This window comes from Antribacter sp. NEAU-D49, assembly GCF_057158775.1.
This window is the reverse complement of the sequence record NZ_JBXTSN010000008.1, coordinates 134,193-156,679: the sequence shown is the minus strand read 5'-3', so window position 1 is coordinate 156,679 and position 22,487 is coordinate 134,193. Positions and strand designations below refer to the sequence as shown.

General features: G+C 74.8%; 17 protein-coding genes. 10 read left to right on the top strand and 7 right to left on the bottom strand.

The annotated features are described in order from the left end of the window. Nucleotides 1–89: 89 nt before the first annotated feature. The gene (locus AC060K_RS08980) at nucleotides 90–1,064 is read right to left on the bottom strand and encodes a hypothetical protein (RefSeq protein ID WP_483765084.1); all 975 of its coding nucleotides are present in this window, start codon (nucleotides 1,062–1,064) and stop codon (nucleotides 90–92) included. Between the two features lie 188 nt (nucleotides 1,065–1,252). Between AC060K_RS08980 and AC060K_RS08975 the strand changes: the two genes are divergently transcribed. Genes AC060K_RS08975 through AC060K_RS08945 form a run of 7 tightly spaced genes read left to right on the top strand, consistent with a single transcriptional unit; the run spans nucleotide 1,253 to nucleotide 14,021 of the window. Then, nucleotides 1,253–2,830, top strand: a complete 1,578-nt coding sequence (locus AC060K_RS08975) for a pyridoxal phosphate-dependent decarboxylase family protein (RefSeq protein ID WP_483765083.1) — start codon at nucleotides 1,253–1,255, stop codon at nucleotides 2,828–2,830. Further along, nucleotides 2,827–4,185, top strand: coding sequence for a lysine N(6)-hydroxylase/L-ornithine N(5)-oxygenase family protein (locus AC060K_RS08970; RefSeq protein ID WP_483765082.1), 1,359 nt, complete (start codon nucleotides 2,827–2,829; stop codon nucleotides 4,183–4,185). The genes AC060K_RS08975 and AC060K_RS08970 overlap by 4 nt, the downstream gene beginning before the upstream one ends. After that, on the top strand, nucleotides 4,182–6,692 hold the full coding sequence (locus AC060K_RS08965) for a GNAT family N-acetyltransferase (RefSeq protein ID WP_483765081.1): 2,511 nt from the start codon (nucleotides 4,182–4,184) through the stop codon (nucleotides 6,690–6,692). The genes AC060K_RS08970 and AC060K_RS08965 overlap by 4 nt, the downstream gene beginning before the upstream one ends. Next, complete coding sequence (locus AC060K_RS08960; RefSeq protein WP_483765080.1) at nucleotides 6,689–9,478, top strand: penicillin acylase family protein; 2,790 nt, start codon at nucleotides 6,689–6,691, stop codon at nucleotides 9,476–9,478. The genes AC060K_RS08965 and AC060K_RS08960 overlap by 4 nt, the downstream gene beginning before the upstream one ends. Beyond that, the gene (locus AC060K_RS08955) at nucleotides 9,475–10,236 is read left to right on the top strand and encodes a GNAT family N-acetyltransferase (protein WP_483765079.1); all 762 of its coding nucleotides are present in this window, start codon (nucleotides 9,475–9,477) and stop codon (nucleotides 10,234–10,236) included. Before AC060K_RS08960 ends, AC060K_RS08955 begins: the two co-directional genes overlap by 4 nt. Before the next feature lie 24 nt (nucleotides 10,237–10,260). Next, the gene (locus AC060K_RS08950) at nucleotides 10,261–12,171 is read left to right on the top strand and encodes an ABC transporter ATP-binding protein (protein ID WP_483765078.1); all 1,911 of its coding nucleotides are present in this window, start codon (nucleotides 10,261–10,263) and stop codon (nucleotides 12,169–12,171) included. Nucleotides 12,172–12,185: 14 nt separating this feature from the next. Continuing rightward, the gene (locus tag AC060K_RS08945) at nucleotides 12,186–14,021 is read left to right on the top strand and encodes an ABC transporter ATP-binding protein (RefSeq protein WP_483765101.1); all 1,836 of its coding nucleotides are present in this window, start codon (nucleotides 12,186–12,188) and stop codon (nucleotides 14,019–14,021) included. A gap of 74 nt (nucleotides 14,022–14,095) precedes the next feature. On the opposite strand, the gene pdxR is transcribed toward AC060K_RS08945, so the two are convergent. Further along, complete coding sequence (gene pdxR, locus AC060K_RS08940; RefSeq protein WP_483765077.1) at nucleotides 14,096–15,433, bottom strand: MocR-like pyridoxine biosynthesis transcription factor PdxR; 1,338 nt, start codon at nucleotides 15,431–15,433, stop codon at nucleotides 14,096–14,098. Nucleotides 15,434–15,502: 69 nt separating this feature from the next. On the opposite strand from pdxR, the gene AC060K_RS08935 reads away from it, so the two are divergent. Beyond that, the gene (locus AC060K_RS08935; protein ID WP_483765076.1) at nucleotides 15,503–16,216 is read left to right on the top strand and encodes a pyridoxamine 5'-phosphate oxidase family protein; all 714 of its coding nucleotides are present in this window, start codon (nucleotides 15,503–15,505) and stop codon (nucleotides 16,214–16,216) included. Next, nucleotides 16,213–16,830, top strand: a complete 618-nt coding sequence (locus AC060K_RS08930; RefSeq protein WP_483765075.1) for a dihydrofolate reductase family protein — start codon at nucleotides 16,213–16,215, stop codon at nucleotides 16,828–16,830. The genes AC060K_RS08935 and AC060K_RS08930 overlap by 4 nt, the downstream gene beginning before the upstream one ends. Nucleotides 16,831–16,868: 38 nt before the next feature. On the opposite strand, the gene AC060K_RS08925 is transcribed toward AC060K_RS08930, so the two are convergent. The 5 genes from AC060K_RS08925 to AC060K_RS08905 all read right to left on the bottom strand — a co-directional run bounded on the left by AC060K_RS08925 (nucleotide 16,869) and on the right by AC060K_RS08905 (nucleotide 21,356). Next, nucleotides 16,869–17,651 (bottom strand): T6SS immunity protein Tdi1 domain-containing protein, encoded by a 783-nt coding sequence (locus AC060K_RS08925; protein WP_483765074.1) that lies wholly within the window; start codon nucleotides 17,649–17,651, stop codon nucleotides 16,869–16,871. Nucleotides 17,652–17,779: 128 nt separating this feature from the next. Next, on the bottom strand, nucleotides 17,780–18,085 hold the full coding sequence (locus tag AC060K_RS08920) for a hypothetical protein (RefSeq protein WP_483765073.1): 306 nt from the start codon (nucleotides 18,083–18,085) through the stop codon (nucleotides 17,780–17,782). A gap of 59 nt (nucleotides 18,086–18,144) precedes the next feature. After that, a complete protein-coding gene (locus AC060K_RS08915; RefSeq protein WP_483765072.1) occupies nucleotides 18,145–19,560 on the bottom strand; it encodes a UTP--glucose-1-phosphate uridylyltransferase in 1,416 nt (471 codons plus the stop codon). Nucleotides 19,561–19,648: 88 nt separating this feature from the next. Then, nucleotides 19,649–20,269: an L-threonylcarbamoyladenylate synthase gene (locus tag AC060K_RS08910; RefSeq protein WP_483765071.1), complete on the bottom strand. Its 621-nt coding sequence runs from the start codon at nucleotides 20,267–20,269 to the stop codon at nucleotides 19,649–19,651. A gap of 10 nt (nucleotides 20,270–20,279) precedes the next feature. Next, the gene (locus AC060K_RS08905) at nucleotides 20,280–21,356 is read right to left on the bottom strand and encodes a threonine ammonia-lyase (RefSeq protein WP_483765070.1); all 1,077 of its coding nucleotides are present in this window, start codon (nucleotides 21,354–21,356) and stop codon (nucleotides 20,280–20,282) included. 96 nt (nucleotides 21,357–21,452) lie between these two features. Between AC060K_RS08905 and AC060K_RS08900 the strand changes: the two genes are divergently transcribed. After that, complete coding sequence (locus AC060K_RS08900) at nucleotides 21,453–22,475, top strand: LysR family transcriptional regulator (RefSeq protein ID WP_483765069.1); 1,023 nt, start codon at nucleotides 21,453–21,455, stop codon at nucleotides 22,473–22,475. Nucleotides 22,476–22,487: the final 12 nt, after the last annotated feature.

Sequence of the window (22,487 nt, the reverse complement as noted above, 5' to 3'; positions counted from 1 at the left end):
GGCCGGCGTTGCCCCCGTCGGCCGGCCCCGCCCGTCGGTTCGAGCGGCGAGCGCCCCCGCGCCCGCTTGCTCGAGCCGGCGAGCAACCCCTACATCGGCAGGATCGCCCCCACCACCGCGGCGACGACACCCACGAGCGTCGCCACCACGGCCAGGGTCCGGGCGGACCCGGCCTTCGTGGCCGCGGCGTTCGCGGACTCGGTCGCCGCGCCGCTGCTGGTCGTCGCCGTCTGGGCGGTCGTCGTCGCGGACGCGGCGGCGGCCTTCGCCTGCTCGGCCTCCTCGCGGGCGGCGGTGGCCTCGTCGGCCGCGGCCGTGAGTGCCTGCTGGAGCTCGGCCACCTTGACAGCGAGCTCGGCGAGCTGCGCCGCTGCCGCCTCGCGTGCCTCGGTGGCGGCCGCCGCGTCGCTGTCGAGCCGGGTCACGAGCTCCTCGCGCAGCTCCTCGGCGGTGAGCGCCTTGACGGGGCGCTCCAGGAACGCGTCCGCCCAGGTACGGCGCGAGCGTGCCCCCCCGGCACCGGGCGTCCGCGGGGCGGACCCGCCGTCCGCGGACGGCACGCGGGGGAGCGACCCGGTGGAGACCGTCGACTCCCCAGCGGCCGAGGCTGCCGCGAGCGCGGCGGCCTTGACCGACGCGACCACCTGCACCCCGCCGGCAGCGGGCTCCACGTCCACGACCGGCGCGGCGTAGTCGTCGTCGGCCGCGGTGCCGGCTGCCCTGCCGTGGTCCGCAACCGCAGCACCGTTGCCGGGCGCCGCTCCTTCGGGACTGTCGGCGCCACCTGCGGAGGAGGCGGCTTCGGCTGCCGCCGTCGCCGCCGCGGTGGTCGCCGACTCGGGGATCTTGATCGGGGCCGTCAGCAGGGCGCGCAGCCGCTCGAGCCGGTCCACGTTGTAGTCGCCGATCGAACCGGCGGCCGCCTCCGCCGCGCCCGCCTCCGCCGCCTCCGCCGCGCCCGCCTCCGCCGCCGCGCCCTGCGAGGCGGCTGCGGCCTCCTCGACATCGGGTGTGTTCTCTGTCACGTCGTGCCCGGTCTGCGTCGCGCCACTGTCCGAGGTCATGACGGAAAGGTACCGATCCTGGGCGCTCGTGCGAAGGGCTTGGCGGCGCGTGGCACGGAATCGCCGGACCGGATCACGGGCACCGGGTTGACGGCGGCCCCGCTTCCATTAAGTTAGGCCAGGCATACCTTACTTGGTAGCCCTGGCGAACGTGCCGGTCCCTTTCCCATGCCCGAGGAGCCCTTCGCATGCCCTCAGCCCTGCCCGAGGCCGGCGGACTGTCCGCGACGGCGTCGTACGACCCCGCCGCCCTGCTGCGCACCGCGACCGCCGAGCACTATGCCGCGACGGTCCACGGCGTGGTCGACGACGTCGCTGCGCGGCTCGCGGCCGTCACCCAGCCGTTCTCGGGCGCGAGCCGTTCCGAGCTGCAGGCGCTGGTCGACGCGGTCGACCTGGACGCCCCGGGCGCCGGCACGCAGGAGGCGCTCCGCGAGGTGGCCGACCTCTACGCCACCCACGCCATCTGGTTCCACGACCCCGCCTACACGGCGCACCTGAACTGTCCCGTGGCGATCCCCGCGGTCGCGGCGGAGGCGATGCTCGCGGCGATCAACACGTCGGTCGACACGTACGACCAGTCCACGGTCGCGACGCTCATGGAGCAGCGGGTGGTCGCGTGGACGGCGTCGCGGATCGGCTTCGAGCCGGCATCGGCGGAGAACCCGGCGGGGGCCGACGGCGTCTTCACCTCGGGCGGCACGCAGTCCAACTTCCAGGCCCTGTTCCTGGCCCGCCAGCGGGCCCGCCGCACGGGCGCGCCGCTCGAGCGCCTGCGCATCCTCGCCACGGAGGCGAGCCACTTCAGCGTCGCCAAGTCCGCGCTCCTGCTCGGCCTGGCCGACGACGCCGTCGTCGCCGTGCCGACCGACCTCACGGGCCGCATGGACGCGGACGCGCTGGCCGCGGCCCTGACGAGCACGTCCCGCGCGGGTGACACGGTCATGGCGGTGGTCGCGACGGCGGGCACCACCGACCGTGGCTGCATCGACCCGCTGGCCCCGATCGCCGACCTCTGCGACGCGACCGGCACCTGGCTCCACGTCGATGCGGCGTACGGCTGCGGCCTGCTCGTGAGCCCGGCCCGCCGCCGCCTCCTGAACGGCATCGAGCGCGCCCGCTCGGTCACCGTCGACTACCACAAGGCGTTCTTCCAGCCGGTCAGCTCCAGCGCCCTCATCGTGCGCGAGCGGGCCGACCTGGGCCCGGTCGCCTGGCACGCGGACTACCTGAACCCGCTGGAGAACGCCGAGCCCAACCAGGTCGACAGGTCGCTGCAGACCACGCGCCGGTTCGACGCCCTCAAGCTCTGGACCACGCTGCGCGCCCTCGGCGCCGACGGTATCGGCGCGATGGTCGACGCGTTCTGCGACCTCACCCAGGCCGTCCACGCCGTGGTCGACGCCGACCCGGACCTCCGCCTCCTCGCCCCCACGGACCTGAGCACGGTCCTCTTCCGCTACGAGCCGGACGGCCTCGACCCGGCGCACGCCGACGAGCTCGTGCCGCAGATCCGCCGCGTCCTGTTCGACTCCGGCCGCACCCTCGTCGCCAAGACCGTCATCGACGGCCGCCCCTGCCTCAAGCTCACCCTCCTCAACCCGGACGTCACGCTCGACGACGTCCGTGGCGTCCTCGAGCTGGTGCGCTCCGCTGCCCAGGGTCTCCTCGCGGGCGAGGAGCTCGCCGAGGACGACGCCCCGCCCTGCCGTACCGTCCACCCTCGTCTCGCCCGCTCGGGTGAGACGGCCCTGGAGTCCCTGTGAACCGCACCTACGACCTCGTCGGCATCGGCGTCGGCCCGTTCAACCTGGGCCTGGCCGCGCTGGCGGACCCCCTGCCCGACGTCGACGCCGTCTTCCTCGACCAGGCGGACGAGTTCCGCTGGCACCCCGGGATGATGCTGGAGGGGGCCACCATCCAGGTCCCCTTCCTCGCCGACCTCGTGACCATGGCCGACCCCACGTCGCCCTACTCGTTCCTCAACTTCCTCAAGCACACGGGCCGCCTGTACCCGTTCTACATCCGGGAGTCGTTCTTCCCCCTGCGGTCCGAGTACGACCAGTACTGCCGCTGGGTGAGCGAGCGCCTGACCTCGCTGCGCTGGGGGAGGCGCGTGACCGCCGTCGTGCAGACCGGCGACGGGTTCGAGGTGACCGCGCAGACGGCCTCCGGCACGGAGACGTACCGGGCGCGGCACGTGGTCCTGGGCGTGGGCACGACGCCGCGCGTCCCGGAGGCGTTCCGCGGGCTGGCCGGCGCGAGCGCGGCGGGTGCCGGCCCCGTGGTCCACACCGCCGACTACCTCCCGAACCGCGACGCCCTCGTCGCGAGCGGCGCGGTCACCGTCGTGGGCAGCGGGCAGAGCGCCGCGGAGGTGTACCGCGACCTGCTCGACGACGCCGGCCCCGGTCTCACCCTCGACTGGGTGACCCGCTCGCCCCGGTTCTTCCCGATGGAGTACACGAAGCTGACGCTCGAGCTGACGTCGCCCGAGTACACCGACCATTTCCACGGCCTGCCCGGCGCCCTGCGCGACACCCTGGGCCGCGAGCAGCGCAACCTCTACAAGGGCATCAGCGGCGACCTCGTGGACGACATCTACGAGACCCTCTACCGCAAGTCCGCCCTGGGCCGCCCCGTGCCGACCACCCTGCTCACCGACACGGCGGTGACGGACGCCCGCACCGACGGTGACGAGCACATCCTCACCCTGCGGCACAACCAGCTCGGCACGACGGCGGAGCACCGCACCCGCGCGGTCGTCGTCGCCACGGGCTACGGGTCGTCCGTACCGGACTTCCTCGACCCGGTGCGCCACCTGCTCAACCTCGACGAGCGCGGCCGGTTCGCCGTCGCCCGCGACTACACGGTGGACGACGCCCGCCGCGTCCACGTCGTCAACGCCGAGGAGCACACGCACGGCGTCACCGCCCCCGACCTGGGCTTCGGCGCCTGGCGCAACTCCGTCATCCTGGCGGGCGTCACCGGCCGGGAGGTCTACCCGGTGGAGCGGCGCATCGCGTTCCAGCAGTTCGGTCTCCCCGGCGCGGGGGCCCCCGCCGACGACGCCGGCACGCACCCCGCGCAGCAGGCACCCCTGGCGGAGGTGGCCCGGTGAGCGCCGACGTCGTCGTCCCGCAGGCCGCCCGCGAGGCCGCGCCGCCCGCCACCCCGGCGACCGCGCCCCGCTTCTCCGCGCCGTCCCGCCTCGGGACCCTGACCGTCGAGCCGGTCGACCCCGCCCGCGACGCCGCCCTGGTGCAGGGCTGGCTCGCCCACCCCGCGTCGGCGTTCTGGCAGATGGGCTCGCTCACCGCCGACGAGGTGCGCGACTACCTCGCCTCGGTGGTCGCACACCCGCACCAGGACGCGTGGCTCGGCCGCCTCGACGGCGAGCCGCTGTTCCTCGCCGAGACCTACGACCCGCGGCACGTCGCGCTCGCGGGCGTGCACGACGCCCTGCCGGGTGACCTGGGCATGCACCTCCTGGTCGCCCCGCCCGTCGCCCCGCGCGCGGGCCTCACGGACGCCGTCTTCGGCACGGTCATGCGGTTCTGCCTGGGCGAGCCGGACGACGGCGGCCTCGGCGCGCTCCGTGTCGTCGTCGAGCCGGACGTGCGCAACACCAAGATCGCCGCCAAGAACGCGGCCGCCGGCTTCCGCGTGCTGCGCGAGGTGGAGCTGCCGGGCAAGCGCGCCGCCCTGTCGGTCTGCACGCGCGAGGACTACGCGGCGTCGCCCCTCGGCGACGGGCCGGAGCTCGCCCCGCACCTGCGCCCTGACCTGGGCGAACGCGCGCACCGCCACCTGGTCGCCAAGGCGATCGCCGAGTTCACCCACGAGCGCCTCTTCCTGCCCGAGCGCGCCGACGGCACCCCCGCCGATGGGTCCCACGTGCACGACGAGCCGCTCGACTACGTGCTCGCCCTCGACACCGGCGACTGCACGGTGGAGTACCGCTTCGCGGCCCGCCGGTACGCCCTCGAGCACTGGGTGATCGACGAGGCAGGTCTGACGCGCACCGTCGCCGGCGCCCCGGCGCCCGTCGACGCGCTCGAGCTGGTCGCCGAGCTGCAGCCGCTCCTGCACATCCCCGACGACCTGCTCGCGGTGTACCTGGAGGAGCTGTCGTCCACGCTGGCCAGCGGGGCCGCGAAGCTCGAGCGGGAGACGAGCGGCGCCTCGCCGTCGTCGGCCGGCCTCGTCGCGGCGCTCGTGCCGGACGCCGTCGGCCCGGAGCCCGGCGACGACCGCCGCCTCGCCGCCGACGCCTTCCAGGCCGTCGAGGCCGCGATGACCGAAGGCCACCCGGGCTTCGTGGCGAACAACGGCCGCATCGGCTTCGCCCTCGACGACTACCGCGCCTACGCCCCCGAGCGCGGCGCGCGCCTGCGGCTCATGTGGCTCGCGGCCCGCCGCGAGCACTCCCACCTGGCGCTCGGTGCCGGACCCGACGGCGCCCCGCTGACCGAGGCCGAGCACTACGGGGCGGAGCTGTCGGGCGCGGAGCGGCAGGCGTTCGCCGACCGGCTCACCGCCCGCGGCCTCGACCCCGCCGGCTACCTCTACCTGCCCGTCCACCCCTGGCAGTGGCAGCACCGCGTGCCGCTCACGTTCGCCGCGGACGTGGCGCGCGGCGACCTCGTGCCCCTCGGGCCCGGCGGTGACGAGTACCAGCCGCAGCAGTCCATCCGCACCATGCTCAACCGGACGCGACCCGAGCGGCACTACGTCAAGGTGGCGCTCGCGATCCAGAACATGGGCTTCCTGCGCGGCCTGTCGCCCGCGTACATGCGCGCGACACCCGCGATCAACGACTGGGTGGCGGGCCTCGTGACCGGCGACGCGACCCTCCAGGGTGCCGGGTTCGGCGTGCTGCGCGAGCTCGCGTCGGTGGGCTACACCGGCGACGTCTACCACCGCACGCCGAAGCCGAACGCGCACCGCAAGATGCTCGCGGCACTGTGGCGGGAGTCGCCCCTGCCGCGCCTCGCGCCGGGGGAGCGGCTCGCCACGATGGCCTCCCTGCTGCACCGGGACGCGTCGGGGCAGGCGCTGGTGAGCGGGCTGGTGCGGGCCTCGGGCGTCACGCCCACAGCCTGGGTGCGCGCGTACCTCGACGCGTACCTCTACCCGCTCGTGCACTGCCTCCTCGCGCACGACCTCGCCTTCATGCCGCACGGCGAGAACCTCATCCTCGTGCTCCGCGACGGCGTGGTGCGGCGCACCCTGATGAAGGACATCGGCGAGGAGATCGTCGTGGTGGGGGACCGGGCGCTGCCCGAGGGCATCGAGCGGGTGCGGTCCGTGGTGCCCGACGACGAGAAGGCGCTCGCCATCTTCACCGACGTGTTCGACGGCGTCCTGCGGCACCTGGCGGGCATCCTCGCCACGGACGGGGTGCTGCGCGAGGACCGGTTCTGGGCCCTCGTGGCCGAGGTGATCGACCGGCACCGGTCGGAGCACCCGGACCTGCGCACCGGGGTGGACCTCCGGGCCCAGCGGTTCGCGCACTCCTGCCTGAACCGGCTCCAGCTGCGCAACACGCTGCAGATGGTCGACCTCGCCGACCAGTCCGGCTCGCTCATCTACGCCGGCGAGATGCCGAACCCGGTGGCCCGGTGACCCACGCGTTCGAGCTCTACCGGGACGGCCTCGGCGTGCCCCACGTCCGCGCCGCCGACGAGGGGGCGCTCGCCTACGGGCAGGGCTACGTCACGGCCCTGGACCGGGGCTGGCAGATCGAGGTGGACCGGTGGCGGGCCGAGGGGCGGCTCGCGGAGCGCCTCGGCCCGGCGGGGCTGGAGTGGGACCGGTTCGCCGTGCAGGTGCGGCTCGCCGACACGGCCCGCCGCGTGCACGCCGCGCTGCCCTCGGCGGAGCAGGCCTGGCTCGCCGCGTACACGGCGGGGGTGAACGCGGGCCTCGCGGAGGGCACGCACGGCGCCCCCGAGCTCGCCGCCCTCTCCGAGCTCGAGGGCCCGCTGCCCGACGTCGAGCCGTGGCCCACCTGGGCGCCGGTCGGCGTCTTCCTCGTGGCGCACGTGCTGTTCGGCGGGTTCGCCAACGTGCTGTGGCGCGACCACGTGGCCCGCACGCTCGGCCCGGCCTTCCCCGGGGTGGCCGCTGAGCAGCTGGCCGCCCTGTTCGCCGCCGACGCCGGACCCTCCTCCGGGTCCAACGCCTGGGCCGTGCACGGCTCGCGCACCACCTCCGGCGCGCCGCTCCTCGCGGGGGACCCGCACCGGCTGCTCGAGCTGCCCGGCGTGTACCAGCAGGTGCGGCTCGCGTGCGACGAGTACGACGTGGTCGGGCTCGCCTTCCCCGGCGTGCCCGGGGTGCAGCACTTCGGGCACACGGGCGATGCCGCCTGGGGCATCACCAACGCGATGGCCCACCACACGGAGGTCTTCGCGGAGCGGCTCCGCCGTCGTGCCGCGGACCGGGACCTGCTGCCCGACTGGTCCGACGCCTGGGGCGGGCCCGGTGCCTGGAGTGGGCCCGGACAGGCTCCCTCACAGGCGGCGGTGGAGGCGCACGGCCCGGACGGGTGGGAGCCCGCCGCGTCCGGCAGCGAGGTGGTGCTCGTCCGTGGCGCCGAGCCCGTGACGGTCCCCTGGGTGGAGACGGCCCGAGGCCCCGTGGTGGCCGGGCTCGCCCGCTCCCTCGATGAGTTGTCAGACGCTCCCCGGCCTGTGCGCCGGGGAGCGTCTGACGGCTCCGGGGAGGAGGTGGCGTACTCCGTGCGCTGGCCCGTGCGGGCCGGCGCCGACCTCGGGATCGGTTCGTGGCGCGCCCTGCTGCGGGCGCGGTCGGCGCGCGACGTCGCCGACGCGTTCACCGGCTGGGTGGACCCCGTGAACCGGGTCCTCGCCGCCGACCGCACCGAGATCCTCAGCCTGACCGCCGGCCGCCTCGCCGAGCGGTCGCCCCGCGAGCGGGTGCTCCCGGTAGCGGCCTGGACCGACGCCGCCCGCCCCCGGCCCTGGGTTCGGCTCCCCGAGCCGGTCGCCGTGACCGACGTGGCGGTGGACGCCAACGAGCGCCCGGCGACGTGGGGTGCGGGGGAGGCGCACGGTGACGGCGTGCCGGGCGGTGTGCCGGGCGGTGAGCCGGCCGCCGTGCCGGGCGGCGACGGTGTGCCCGGCGGTGTCCCGGCGGACCGTCGGCCCGGCCGCGAGGCGCACGCGCTCGGCTGGGCGTACGCCCCCCATCGCGCGGACCGCATCCGGGAGCTGCTCGCTGCGGCCCCGGCCGGCGGCGAGCGGCCCGAGACGCAGCAGCGGGTGCACGGTGACACGGTCCACCGTGGAGCGCCCGCACTGCTGTCCTGGCTGGACCCTGCCGCCGACACCCTCGCTCGATCGGCAGTTCGGGGCGTGATCGGCAGCTCGGACTACCGAACACGCTACGAACTGCCGAACACGCAGGGCGCGCGCCCGGAGGCCGCAGCCGCGCGAGCCAGTACGACGGAGCTCACGTCCCAGGTGCTCGACGCCGCCCGCCGGCTTCACACCTGGTGCGACGCCGGCGCGCGGATGGACGCGGGCTCGACAGGCGCGGCGCTGTTCGCCGCCTGGCGGCACGCGCTCGTGCGCCGCGTGGCCGCCCACCCTGTCCTCGCACCGTTGCGCGACGCCACCGACGCCACCGACGCCACCGCCGCCGCCGACCCCGTGGCCCGCTACGGCGTCATCTTTGCGCCGTGGTTCTCGCTGACCGCCCGCGTCGCAGAAGGGCTCGCGAGCATCCTTGCCGCGGCCGGCCCCGCCGGCCCCGCCGGCCCCGCCGGCCCCGCCGGCCCGGCCGACCCCGCCGACCCCGCCGGCCCGGCCGACCCCGCCGGCCCCGCCGGCCCGGCCGGCCCGGCCGACCCCCCGCGACCAGGAACCCCTTCCCCCTCCGACGGCCACACGGGGAACAGCTTCCTGGTCGCCGGGCCCGGCGGCGAGCGGCTCGACCCGCGCGCCGAGGCCTGGGCCGCCCTCGCTGAGGTCGTCGCCGCCCGGGTGACGGCCGCACCCGGGCGAGCGACCGGCGTCGGGCACAGGGACGTCACCTGGGGCGAGACTCACCGCCTCCACCCCCTCCACGTGCTGGCCGACGTACCGGGCGCCGAGACGCCCGGCGTCCCCGCCGTGGCGCTCGCGGGCGACTCCGACACCGTGCGCTGCACGGCGTCCGCGCCGGGCACCACGGACCTGTCGTGGCGGGGGTCCGTCGCGCGCTGGGTGTGGGACCTGTCCGACCGGGAGCGCAGCCGCTGGGGCGTGCCGTTCGGGGCGAGCGGCGACCCGCGGTCGCCGCACTTCGCCGACCAGCTGGAGACCTGGGCGGACGCGGGAACCGCGCCCGTCGTGACCGACTGGGCGCGCCTGCGGCGCGTCACGAGAGTGGAGGTGGCCCCATGACGGAGCCCACGAACCAGACCCCCGAGCCGACGACGGCCCCCGCGACGGCCCCCGCCACCGCCACCGACCGCCTCCTCGGCGGGTCGCGCGGCCAGGAGGTGTGGCGCACCGAGCTGGGCCCCGCGGGGACCGTGACGGTCCACGTGCTCGACCCCGAGGCAGACGCCGCCCTGCTCCACGGCTGGTTCACCGAGCCGCGTGCCGCCTTCTGGGGGCTGGGCGACCTCACGCCCGACGAGGTCTGCGAGACCTACGAGTTCGTGGAGTCGCTCCCCACCCACAACGCCTACCTGGTGCGCTGGGACGGCGAGCCCGTGGTGCTCCTGCAGGCGTATCACCCGGAGGACGACCCGGTCGCCACCGCCTACGAGGCCGCGCCGGGTGACCTCGGGTTCCACTTCTTCCTCGGCGGCCGCGGGCGCGGACTCCTGCCCGCGTGGGCCGTGCTGGGACCGGCCATGATCGAGTTCCTGTTCGCGCCCGAGGCGGTGGCCCGGCTCGTCGGCGAGCCCGACGCCCGCAACGAGAAGGCCGTCGCCAGGACCGTCGACATGGGCTTCGACCTGGGGGAGCGCGTCACCTTCGAGTCCGCCTACGGTCCCAAGGACGCCTGCCTCGTCTACCTCGGCCGCGACAAGGGGCTCGCGCTCGCGGAGGCGGGCCGGGCGGCGCTCGCGGAGGCGCTGGCGGCCGCCACGCCGGACCCGGCGGGCGCCGGCGCGGACGCCCCGCCCAAAATGGATGCTTACGCTAACTAACGACCTTGGGGGATAATGGGGGTGATGCCAACCACACCCACCTCCCCAGCGTCAGCCACGGCCGCGGAACCTCGAAACGCATCGACCGACCTGTCGACGTTCGGCTCGATCCGCCGGCTGTACCCCTTCGTCCGCCCCGCCATGCCGCGCCTCGTCGGCGGTCTCCTGTCCGCGCTCGGCGCGAGCCTCGCGGCGCTCGCCATCCCGCAGGCCCTCAGGTGGGTGGTCAACGGGCCGCTCGCCGCGGGCGCGCAGGAGCACGACTGGCGCGGCCTCGCCGTGGCCGTCGCCATCGTGCTGGTCCTCGGCCTGGCCGAGGCGGGCCTGATCCTGCTCCGCCGCACCCTCGTCATGTTCCCTGGAACTCAGGTCGAGGCGGACATGCGGATGGCGCTGTTCCGCCACCTGCAGAACCTGCCGATCGCGTTCCACGACCGGTGGCCGGGCGGACAGCTGCTGTCGCGCATCATGGGCGACCTCGGCCTGCTGCGCCGCTGGCTCATCTTCGGCGTGCTGCAGCTGGTCGTCAGCGCGACCACGATCGTGGTCGGCATCGGCATCCTCGTCGCCACGGCGGGGTGGCTGGGCCTGGTGTACCTGGCCGGGGCCGTCCCCGTGGTCGTGATCGTCTTCCGGTTCTCCCGCAAGTACCGGCTCGTCTCGCGCCAGTCGCAGGACCAGTCGGGCGACCTCGCCACCACGGTCGAGGAGTCCGTGCACGGCATCCGGGTGCTCAAGGCGTTCGGGCGGGGCCGCGACGCGCTCGCGACCTTCACCGACCAGGCCGACGAGCTCCGCCGCACGGAGATGAAGAAGGCGTCCGTCGACGCGGGCCTCATGACGAGCCTGACACTCATCCCGGAGCTCACGATCGCGGCGTGCGTGGTGCTCGGCACCGTCCTCGCCGTGGACGGCCAGATCGACCTGGGCGACCTGGTGATGTTCTTCGCCACCACCGCCGTCATCAACGGCCCGGTGGTGGACCTCGGCATGACCCTGTCGATGACGCTCAACGCGCGCACCGCCGTCGACCGCTACTTCGAGGTGCTCGACACGCCCAACACCGTGAGCGACCCGGCCGAGCCGGTCCGCGTGCCCGTCCCAGCCGGCGAGGTCAGCCTGCGTGACGTCACCTTCCGGTACGAGGACGCGGAGCGTCCGGTGCTGGAGCACGTGGACCTGGACCTGCCCGCCGGGACGACGACGGCGCTGGTCGGCCTCACCGGTTCGGGCAAGTCGACCCTGGCGATGCTGGTGCCGCGGCTCTTCGACGTCACGGGCGGCCAGGTGCTGCTCGACGGCGCCGACGTGCGCGACCTCACCCGCGAGCAGGTGCGGTCCATGGTGGCCGTCGCGTTCGAGGACCCCACCCTGTTCTCGGCGTCGGTCCGGGACAACGTGCTCCTCGGCGTGAGCGACGACCTCCCCGCGGCCGAGCGGGAGGCCCGCCTGCACGAGGCGCTCGACGTGGCGCAGGCGCAGTTCGTCCACGACCTGCCGCTCGGCATCGACACCCGGATCGGCGAGGAAGGTCTCTCGCTGTCGGGCGGCCAGCGCCAGCGGCTCGCGCTGGCCCGGGCGGTGGCTGCCCGGCCGCCGGTGCTGGTGCTCGACGACCCGCTGTCGGCGCTCGACGTCACCACCGAGGAGGCGGTCACCGCCCGCCTCCGGGACGTGCTGCGCACCACGACGAGCCTGATCATCGCGCACCGGCCGTCCACCGTCGCGCTCGCCGACCGGGTGGCCGTGCTCCGCGACGGCCGCATCACCGCCGTGGGCACGCACACGGAGCTGCTGGCCCGCGACCCGCACTACCGGCACATCATCTCCAGCCTCGAGGAGGACTACGAGAGCCACGCCCGCGAGGGGGACCGGGACCTCGAGCCCGACCCGTACACCGACGCAGAGACCGAGCCCGAGGAGCAGAGCCTGTGACCGCCGAGGCCGCTGTGAGCCCCCGCCCCGCCGACCGTCCGGCCCACCGTCCGACCGACGCGGCCGCCGACGACGAGACCCGCCTCGACAAGGCGACCAGCCGCGCCGTCCGCTCCCGCTCGCTGTCGCTCCTCGGCAACCTCCTCCGTCCGCACGGCAAGGGCCTCACCTGGGCCGGCGTCCTCGTGGTGGCCTCCACGGCCGGGCAGGTCGCGGGTCCGTGGCTCGTGGCCAAGGCGATCGACGACGCGCTGCCCGCCCTGCGCGACGACGACCCGCGCCTGCTCATCTCGGTGGGCGTCGCCTACTTCATCGCCGCGGTCGTGGCGGGCCTGGCGATCGGCGCCTACCGGGTGGCGGCTGCCCGGATCGCGCAGACGGTGCTGCTCGAGCTGCGCCGCCGCGTGTTCCGCCAGACGCAGCGCCTGTCGCTGGAGTTCCACGAGTCGTACACGTCGGGCCGGATCATCTCCCGGCAGACGTCCGACCTGGAGGCCCTGCGCGAGCTGCTCGACGGCGGCCTGACCGGCGTCGTCTCCTCGCTGCTCGTCATGGTGTTCACGTTCGTCGGTCTGATGCTCGTGGACTGGCGCTCGGGCCTGGTGCTCGCCTGCGCGTTCGTCCCCGCCTGGTTCCTGACCCGGTGGTTCCAGCGCAAGTCCCAGGTGTACTACCGCGAGCAGCGCACGGCGTCGGCCCGCCTCATCGTGAAGTTCGTCGAGACCATGACGGGCATGCGCGCGGTGCAGGCGTTCCGCCGCGAGGCCACCACGGAGGCCGAGTACGACCGCCTCGGGCAGGAGTACCGCCAGGCCAACCTCCGCATCTTCGGCGTGAACGGCCGCTACCAGCCCGGACTCGTCCTGATCGGCAACGTCACCGTCGTGGCGGCGCTGGCCGTGGGCGGCTGGCGGGTGCTGGGCGGCACCATGGAGGTCGGCATGCTCGTGGCCGTGCTGCTGTACGTGAAGCGGTTCTTCCAGCCCATCCAGCAGCTCGGCATGTTCTACAACGCGTTCCAGTCGGCCGCGGCCGCGCTCGAGAAGGTGTCGGGGCTCCTGGCGGAGGAGCCGACCGTCGTCGAGCCGGAGAAGCCGGTGCCGCTGCCCGCGGCGAAGGGCGAGCTGCGCCTGGAGCACGTGCGCTTCCAGTACGGCGACGGGCCGGTCGTGCTCCCCGACCTGGACCTGACCATCCCCGCCGGCCAGACGGTGGCGCTCGTGGGCACCACCGGCGCCGGCAAGTCGACGGTGGCCAAGCTGGTCACGCGGTTCTACGACGCGACGGCCGGTCACGTGCGGCTCGACGGTGTGGACCTGCGGGACCTGTCGTCGGCAGACCTGCGCCGCGCCGTCGTCATGGTGACGCAGGAGGCGTACCTGTTCAGCGGGTCGGTGCGCGAGAACATCGCGCTCGGGCGGCCCGGCGCCACCCAGGACGAGATCGAGGCGGCGGCCAAGGCGGTGGGCGTCCACGACTTCGTCATGGCCATGCCCGACGGCTACGACACCGACGTGAACAAGCGCGGCGGGCGGGTGTCGGCAGGCCAGCGTCAGCTCCTGTCGTTCGCGCGCGCGTTCCTCGCCGACCCGGCCGTGCTGGTCCTCGACGAGGCCACGTCGTCGCTCGACCTGCCCGGCGAGCGGCTCGTCCAGCACGGCCTGCAGACCCTGCTCGCCGACCGGACCGCCATCATCATCGCCCACCGCCTGTCCACCGTGGCGATCGCCGACCGGGTGCTCGTCATGGAGCACGGCCGCGTGGTCGAGGACGGCACGCCCGCGGACCTCGTCGCGGGAGAGGGCCGCTTCGCGACCCTCCACGCGGCGTGGGAGGACTCCCTGGTCTAGCCGCCTGATCGCTGTGGGTATGGCTGTGGTGTGAATTCCCGCCGGGATTCACACCACAGCCATACCCACAGCGATCAGGCGGCTGCGGAGAGGCCGCGCGTGATCGCTTCCAGCGCCCGGTCGAGCTGCTCGTCCGTGACGCCGCCGAACCCGATCACGAGGCCGGTCAGGCCGGCCGACCGGCAGTAGTCGGCGAGCAGGCGGACCTCGAACCCGGCCGTGCGTGCCGCGTCACGTGCCGCCAGCGCCGAGGCCTGCGGCAGCAGCCAGGCGGAGTACATCCCGGCCATCGGCCCGGCGGGCTCGGCGTGCGGTGCGAGCGCGCGTGCCACGCGCGGCGCCCGCTCGCCGTAGACCCGCCGGGCGGTGCGTACCACCTTGTCGAGCCACCCGTCGCGCAGCAGGGTGAGCAGCGCGCGCTGCGCGGGCCAGGACGGCGCGTCGTGCGTCACGGTCCGACGGCGGACGACGTCGTCCAGCAGCCCCGGCGTCGGCACCATCCACCCGATCCGCAGGCTCGGCACGACCGACTTCGCGGCGGTGCCGAGGTATGCCACGCGCGACCGGTCGAGTGCGGCCAGGGCGGGCACGGGGGCGACGTCGTACCGCAGCTCGGAGTCGTAGTCGTCCTCGACGACGACCGCGCCGTCGCGGCGGGCCGTGTCGAGGAGCGTGAGCCGGTCGCCGGCGGGCATGACCCGGCCGAGGGGGTGCTGGTGGGCCGGGGTGACGTAGGCGGCGGCGCAGCCGTCGAGCGTGGTCACGGGCGCGAGGGCGGGCAGGTCGACCACCTGCCGCCCCGCGGTCCGGGCGGTCTCCACCGCGGCGCGGTAGCCCGGGTCCTCCACCGCCACGTGACCGGGCGGCAGCGCGGCGAGGAGCTGCCGCAGGCCGTCCGTGGTCCCGGAGGTGACGAGCAGCGCGTCCGGGTCGACGACGAGGCCGCGGGTCCGCGCGAGCCGCTCGGCCAGGGCCGTGCGCAGCTCGGGCAGCCCGAGCGGGTCGGGGTAGCCGCGCGGCGGCGTCTCGGCGGAGACCTCGCGCCAGGCGCGTCGCCAGCCCGCGAGGTGGCGGGGGTCGAGCCAGGGCGTCCCGGCGTCGAGGGGTACCAGGTCCGACGGCGGCGTGGCCCGCCGGGGCGCGGCGACCACCGCCGGGAGCCGCCCCCCGGAGGCGACGAAGGTGCCCGACCCGCGCCGGGTCTCGATCCAGCCCTCGGCGAGGAGCTGGTCGTAGGCCTGCTCCGTGACGGCACGGGACACGCCGAGGTCGGTGGCGAGGGCGCGCGTGGACGGCAGCCGGTCGCCCTTGGTCAGCGTGCCGTCCACGACCAGCGCGCGGACCGCCCCGGAGAGCTGGGCGGGGAGGGGCTCGGCGCGGGAGCGGTCGAGCCGCACGGGGAGCGTCACCATGAAGTGTCCTGTCGGGGAGGCGCCGAAGTGGCCCGTGACGGCAGGCCACCGGGTGCCGATGCTACTCGTATGGACGCCCCCCTCTCCCCGACGCCCCGCACCCTGCCGACCCGCGGCCGCCAGCGCATGCTCACCGACCGAGGGGCCCTCCTGGACCTGCTCGCCGACGGGCTGGTGGCTCACCTCGGGGTCACCGCGGGTGCGCACCCGGTGGTGCTCCCCACGGCGTACGCCGTGGACGTCGACGGACCGGACGACGGCGGAACGCTCTACCTGCACGGCTCCGTGGCGGCGGGCTGGCTGGGCCGGGCGCTCGACGGCGACGTCTGCGTCACGGTGACGGAGCTCGACGGGCTGGTCCTCGCGCGGTCCGGCTTCCACCACTCGATGAACTACCGGTCCGCCGTGGTGATCGGCCGCCCGCGGCTCGTGACGGACGACGCGGAGAAGACGCGAGCGCTCGACGCGATCGTCGACCACATGGTGCCCGGCCGGTCGTCGACCCTGCGGCCGGCGACGCGCAAGGAGCTGGCCGCCACGGCGGTGCTGGCGCTGCCGCTCGCGGAGGCGTCCATGAAGCAGCGGGCCGCGGGCGTGGCCGACGACCCTGCTGACGTCGCGCCCGGCACCTGGGCCGGGGTGATCCCCGTGCGCCGCGTCGCGGGGGAGCTGGTCCGGTCCGCCGACGCCGACGGGGAGACCCCGGCGCACGTCACCCGCCGCGCGGAGGATCTCGGGTGGCGCGATGAGTTTTCGGGCGCCGCGCCGTCGGTAGGGGCATGAGCGTTCGTGTGCACAACCTCTCGGTGTCCCTCGACGGCTTCGCGACCGGGGAGGGGCAGACGCGTGAGGCGCCGTTCGGGCACGCGGGTGAGCGGCTGCACGAGTGGTTCTTCCCCTCCCGGGGCACCGTGGCGGGTGTCGACGCCGTCTTCGCCGCCGCCCACGACCCGGGCATCGGCGCGGAGATCATGGGGCGCAACAAGTTCGACGCGAGCAGCGGCCCCTGGGACGACGACGGCTGGACCGGCTGGTGGGGCGACGAGCCCCCGTTCCACACGCCCGTGTTCGTGCTGACCCACTACCCCCGGCCGCCGATCGAGATGAAGGGCGGCACCACGTTCCACTTCGTCGACGCCGCCCCCGCGGAGGCGGTGCAGCTCGCGACGGAGGCGGCGGGCGGCCGCGACGTGCGGCTCGGCGGCGGTCCCACGACGGTGCGGGAGTTCCTGGCCGCCGACCTCGTCGACCACCTGCACGTCGTGGTGGTGCCGATCCTGCTCGGCCGGGGCGTGCGCCTCTGGGACGGCCTCGAGGGGCTGGAGGAGCGGTTCGACGTGGAGACCACGGGCAGCCCGAGCGGCGTCGCGCACCTGACGCTGACGCGCCGCCGCTGACCGCCCGGCCCCGGCCGTCCGGCCACAGCGGAGAGGGGTCAGTGGGCCCGGCGGTACTGCTGCTGCGGCGGGTCCGGATACGTGGGCTGCGGGTACGGCTCGTACGACGGCGCCGCGGCGTAGGTGTCGTACTGCGGCTGCCCGTAGCCGTACTGGTCGGGCCCGGCGGCGAACCCGTTGTCGCCGAAGCCGTTCGACCCGAACCCGTTGTCGCCGAACCCGCCGGGGTAGCCCTCGCCCGGCGCGGCGGCCGGAGCGTACTGGGCGGGGTAGCCGGCGCCCATCCCGCCGCCTGCCTGGGCGGGGTATCCCGTGGGCGCCGCGTACCCGGGCTGGGCGGGGTAGCCCGAGGGGGCGGGGGCGAGGCTGGCGGCCAGGGCGGGCAGGCCGCCGTCGGGCGCGATGCCGCGGAGCTCGCCGTGGATGCGGCCCGAGAGGTTCGCCGCGATGGCGAAGCGCAGGGGCGCGAGGCTGTCCACGCTCATGGTGCCGGTGACGGCGGGCGGGGGCAGGAACGCGAAGACCTCGTCCTCTGCGAGGACGAGGCCGTGCGCTACCGCCTGGTTCAGGGTCTCCTCGAGCAGGTACTCGGCGCGGCCGTCCTCCGTCTCGAGCTCGGCGAACATCTGGTCCATCGAGTCCCAGCAGCGTTCGAGCGTGCCCTCCACCGTGTCGAGGAACCACCAGCCGTCCTCGGACTCCAGGAACATGTCGCCGAAGCACGAGGTGAAGCGTGGCAGCTTGTCGTCCACGCCCAGCCACGACCAGGAGGACAGGGCGAACTCGTAGGCGTCCGGGGCGAACTCACGGATCAGGTGCACCCGGCGAATGGTGCCACGGATCACGAATGGATGAAAGGTGCTAACGGGGCATTCATCTCATGTCAGCAGATCTTCACAAGAAGGTTTCGTGACCGAAACCTGAGGGGAGTGGCGCAGGGCACTCCGGCCTACCGGTCGGAGCCCACCTCGAACGTGTCGGTCACCTCGAGCTCGCCGTCGCCGTCGAGGTCCACGGAGATGCTCTGCACCCCCGCCGTGGTCTCGACCATGACATCGGGACGCCCGTCGCCGTCCGTGTCGTACAGCTCGAGGTCGGGAACGCCGTCACCGTCGTAGTCCTCGAGCTGGGCGTCGGCACGGCCGTCGCCGTCGGTGTCCACGAGCCGGATGTCGACCACGCCGTCCCCGTCCACGTCGATCTCGGCGGGGGCGACGGCCGAACCGTCGGACGGGCCGTTCAGGAACTCGTTCACGTTCTTCTCCTCGGTCGGGGGTCGTTCTGCTCTGCCGGTGAGCCTCGGGCGGTCGAGCCTCAGCCGACGACGCCGTCCGCGCCCACCGTGGCGCCGTCGGGCACCTGCGCCGGGGTGCCCGGGTCCTCGAGCGCCCCCTTGCCGGTCACGCGCACGCCCGCGCCGAACGTCCAGTCGCCCCGCACGGTGAGCGACTCGGCCTCGCGCAGCGACGGCGCCCCGGCGGCGAACCGCTGGGAGAAGCCGCCCACGAGCTTGAAGTGCTTGGTGTCCAGGTCCACGAGCGGCGCGGGCGCCGTCGCGACGAGGCGGAAGTCGTCCGTGAGCTCGTACACGTCGGAACGGAGCACCAGCAGGTCGTTCGTCGTCTTGACGGGCAGGAACCGCTCCCGGCCCACCTCGATGGCGACTGCGCCGTCGAACACCGCCACGGCCGCGCCCATGGCGGACTCGATCTGGACCACCTTGGGCGACGACGGGTCGGCCGGGTCCACCGTCTTCTCGTTGCGGATGAGCGGCAGCTCCAGCACGCCGCCCGTGCGGTCGAGCTCGGCGGCCAGGGCCTCCAGGTCGAACCAGAGGTTGTTGGCGTGGAAGAACGGGTGCTTCGACGCGTCGAGCGCCGCCGCCATGTCGTCGGGATGCGTCTGCGCGGTCTCCCGCTGCACGATCCGTCCGTCCGACGTCCGCACCACGAGCTGCCCGCCCTTGACGTCCGCGGGTGTCTTGCGGCACAGCTCGGCGGCGTACGGGGCGCCGGAGGCGGCGAACCAGCCCGCGATCGCGGCGTCGGGCGCCGCGCCCAGGTTGTCCGAGTTGGACACCGAGGCGTACTTGAAACCCGCGTCGAGCAGCGCGCGGACCACGCCCGACGCGTGCAGCGCCGGGTACAGGTCGCCGTGACCCGGCGGGCACCACTCCAGCGACGGGTCGGCGGGCCAGGACACCGGCTCCAGGGTGTCCGCGAGCAGCTTGGGCTCCCGGTTCTGCAGGAAGTCGAGCGGCAGGCCGTCCACCGCGAGGTCCTCGTACGGGGCCAGGGCGGAGAGCGTGTCCTCCTGGGTGCGGAACGAGTTCATGAGGATGAGCGGCAGGCGCGCGCCCGTCGCCTCGCGCGCCGCCTGCACCTGCCCCACGATCACGTCGAGGAAGGTGAGCGTGCCGCCGTCGGCCACCTGGCGCACCGGCAGGAGCGACTTCGCCTGGTCCATCCCCATGGACGTGCCCAGGCCGCCGTTGAGCTTGATGATCGCGGTCCGGGCGAGCGCCGCGGCCGCCTCGGTCTCGTCGACGTCGAGGTCCGCGTGCCGCGGGATGTCGGTCAGGGGCTCCACGTCGCTCTCGCGCAGGAGGCCCGACTCGCCGGACTCCAGCAGCCCGTAGAACCGCGTGAACGTCTCGATCGCGGCAGGCGCCACGCCCGCGTCCGTCATCTTCTGGCGGGCCTGCTCGAGGCCCGTCGCCGAGGTCGTCATACCGCCCAGGCTACTGGTCCCGCCGGGCCCGCGACGTCCGTGCTCGCCCCACCGCCAGGCCCGCGCCCCGGCCCGGGCGAGGCGTTCGTCACTCGAACCGCGACGGGTCCCCGGCTCCCACCCGGACCACCTCCGGATAGCCGGCCGACCAGTCCACCACCGTCGACGGCTCCGCCCCCACCTCGCCCCCGTCCACGACAGCGTCGAGCACGTGGTCGAGCTCCTCCTTGATGGTCCACCCGTCCCTGAGCGGCTCGGACGCGCCCGGCAGGATCAGCGTCGACGACAGCAGCGGCTCGCCCAGCTCCCGCAGCAGCGCCTGCACCACCCGCGAGTCGGGGATCCGCACGCCCACCGTCTTCTTCTTCGGGTGCGCCAGCCGGCGCGGCACCTCCGACGTGGCCGGCAGGATGAACGTGTACGGCCCCGGCGTGGACGCCTTGATAGCCCGGAACGCCGCGTTGTCCAGCTTCACGAGCTGGCCCAGCTGGGCGAAGTCCGCGCACACCAGCGTGTAGTGGTGCTTGTCGTCCAGACGCCGGATCGCGCGGATCCGGTCCACCCCGGCGTGGTAGTCCATGCGGCACCCCAGCGCGTACGACGAGTCCGTCGGGTACGCGATCAGCGCGTCCTCACGGAGCATCGCGACGACCTGCCCCACCACGCGGGGCTGCGGGTCCACCGGGTGGACGTCGAAGTAGCGGGCCATGCTCGCGAGCCTATGCCCGGTTTGCCCCCAGCGCGGCCCGGACGGCGCCGGCGCGGCCCGCGAGTCCCGGCATCACGCGCCCAGGCAGCGGCGCAGCTCCGCCGCGCTCGCGTTCCCCCCCGGTACACACCACGCCCACCCGGCGCCCCGCGAACCGCTCCCGCTGCCCGACGACGGCCGCCAGGGCGGCAGCCCCCGCCCCCTCCGCGACCGTGCGCGCGGCCGTCAGGTACAACCGCTGTGCCCGGGCGATCTCCTCGTCCGTGACGAGCACGAAGTCGGCCAGCCGCCCCCGCATCACCTGCTGCGTCAGAGCGAAGCCCGTCCCCGTCGCCAGCCCTTCGGCCAGCGAGACGTTCGGCCGGGCAACGAGCTCCCCGGCCCGGAACGAGTCGTGAGCGGCCGGCGACGCCGCCGACTGCACCGCCACCACCTCCACCCCGGGCGACACAGCCTCCGCCACCAGGCACGCCGCCGCCGCACCGGAACCGCCACCCACCGGCACCACCAGCACATCGAGGCCCGGCGCCTGCAGGAACGTCTCCAGGTACAGCGTGCCCACGCCCGCCACGATCGCCGGCTCGTTCGCCGCCCCCACCAGCCGCGCCCCCGACCGCCCCGCCAGCCGCTCCGCGTACGCCCGCGCGTCGTCGAACGTCGCCCCGTGCAGCACCACCTCCGCCCCGAGGTCACGCACCGCCCGCTCCTTGACGGGGTTCGGGCCCTCCGGCATCACGATGGTGCAGCGCGTCCCCGTGTGCCGGGCCGCGTACGCCACACCCTGCGCGTGGTTCCCCGTCGAGTACGCCACCACCCCCGTGCGCCGCACCGCCTCGTCCAGCGTCAGCAGCAGGTTCAACGCCCCGCGCGCCTTGAAGGCCCCCGTACGCTGCAGGTTCTCGTGCTTCACCACCACGCTCGCACCCGCGACCCGGTCCAGCTCCGCGTACGACGCCACCGGCGTACGCTCGAGCAGCCCCGCCAGCCGGGCGCTCGCGGCCAGGACGTCGGCGATGCCGGGCTCGGGCCAGGGCGGGCTCGGCGCGGATGGCGCGGACGCGGCGGGGTGCGCGGTGCGGGTCGTCATGCCCACCAGCGTCGCCCGGCCACGACTCATCGGTCCAATGCCTGTTCTCGCTCACCGCGATCAACTGCATCGATGAGTTGGGCGTAGCCTGAGAACATGTCCGCAGAGCTCGACCTGACCCGCCTGCGTGTCCTGGCGGCCGTCGCCCGTACTGGCTCCGTGACGGCCGCCGCGCGCGATCTCCACTACGCCCAGCCGTCCGTGAGCCACCACCTGTCCCGCCTCGAGGCGGAGGCAGGGATCCCGCTCCTCCAGCGCGCCGGCCGCGGCGTGCGCCTCACCGAGGCGGGCAAGCTGCTCGCCAGCCGCGCCGAGGAGATCCTCGGCCGTGTCGAGGGCGCCCGCCGCGAGCTCGACGCCCTCGCCGGCCTCCGGGCCGGCCGCGCCCGGCTCGCCGCGTTCCCCTCCGCCCTGGCCACCCTCGTGCCCGAGGCCGTCCGCCTCCTCACGCGCGACCACCCCGGTCTCTCCGTCAGCCTCCTCGAGGCCGAGCCCCTCGAGGCGGTCGCCGCGCTCTCCGCGGGGGACGTCGACGTCGCCCTCGTCTTCGAGCACACCGACGTACGGCACACCCGCTCCGTCGAGGACCTCTCCCGCTTCCAGGTGACGCCCGTCATGGACGAGGCGGTGCACCTGGTGAGCGCGGCGGCGTCCGACCCTGCGGACGAGCACCCCACCCACGGGCTGTCCAGCACGCCTGCCGACCTGCCGCGTGCCCGCGACGCCGTCACCTACCCCGCCCAGGTCGACGGGCTCGCCGCCCTCGCGGACGCCGAGTGGATCGCCGGGTGCGAGCGGTGTCGCGCCGACCTCGTCGCGCGCTGCTCGGCCGCCGGGTTCGCCCCGCGCATCGCCTTCGAGACGGACGACTACGTGGCGGTCCAGGCCCTCGTCGCCGCCGGGACGGGCGTCAGCCTGCTCCCGGGCCTCACCCTGCGGGCCCACCGCAACCCGGGCATCACGACCCGGCCGCTCGACGGCGCCGTCCGGCAGATCCTGGCACTGACCCTCGGCGAGCCGTCCCCGCCCGCCCGCGAGCTGCTCGACCGCCTCGTCGCGGTGGGTCGCGAGGTGGGGGAGCAGCAGCAACCCGCGCCTGCCGACCCGGCGACCAGGTAGCTGTTCCCCGTC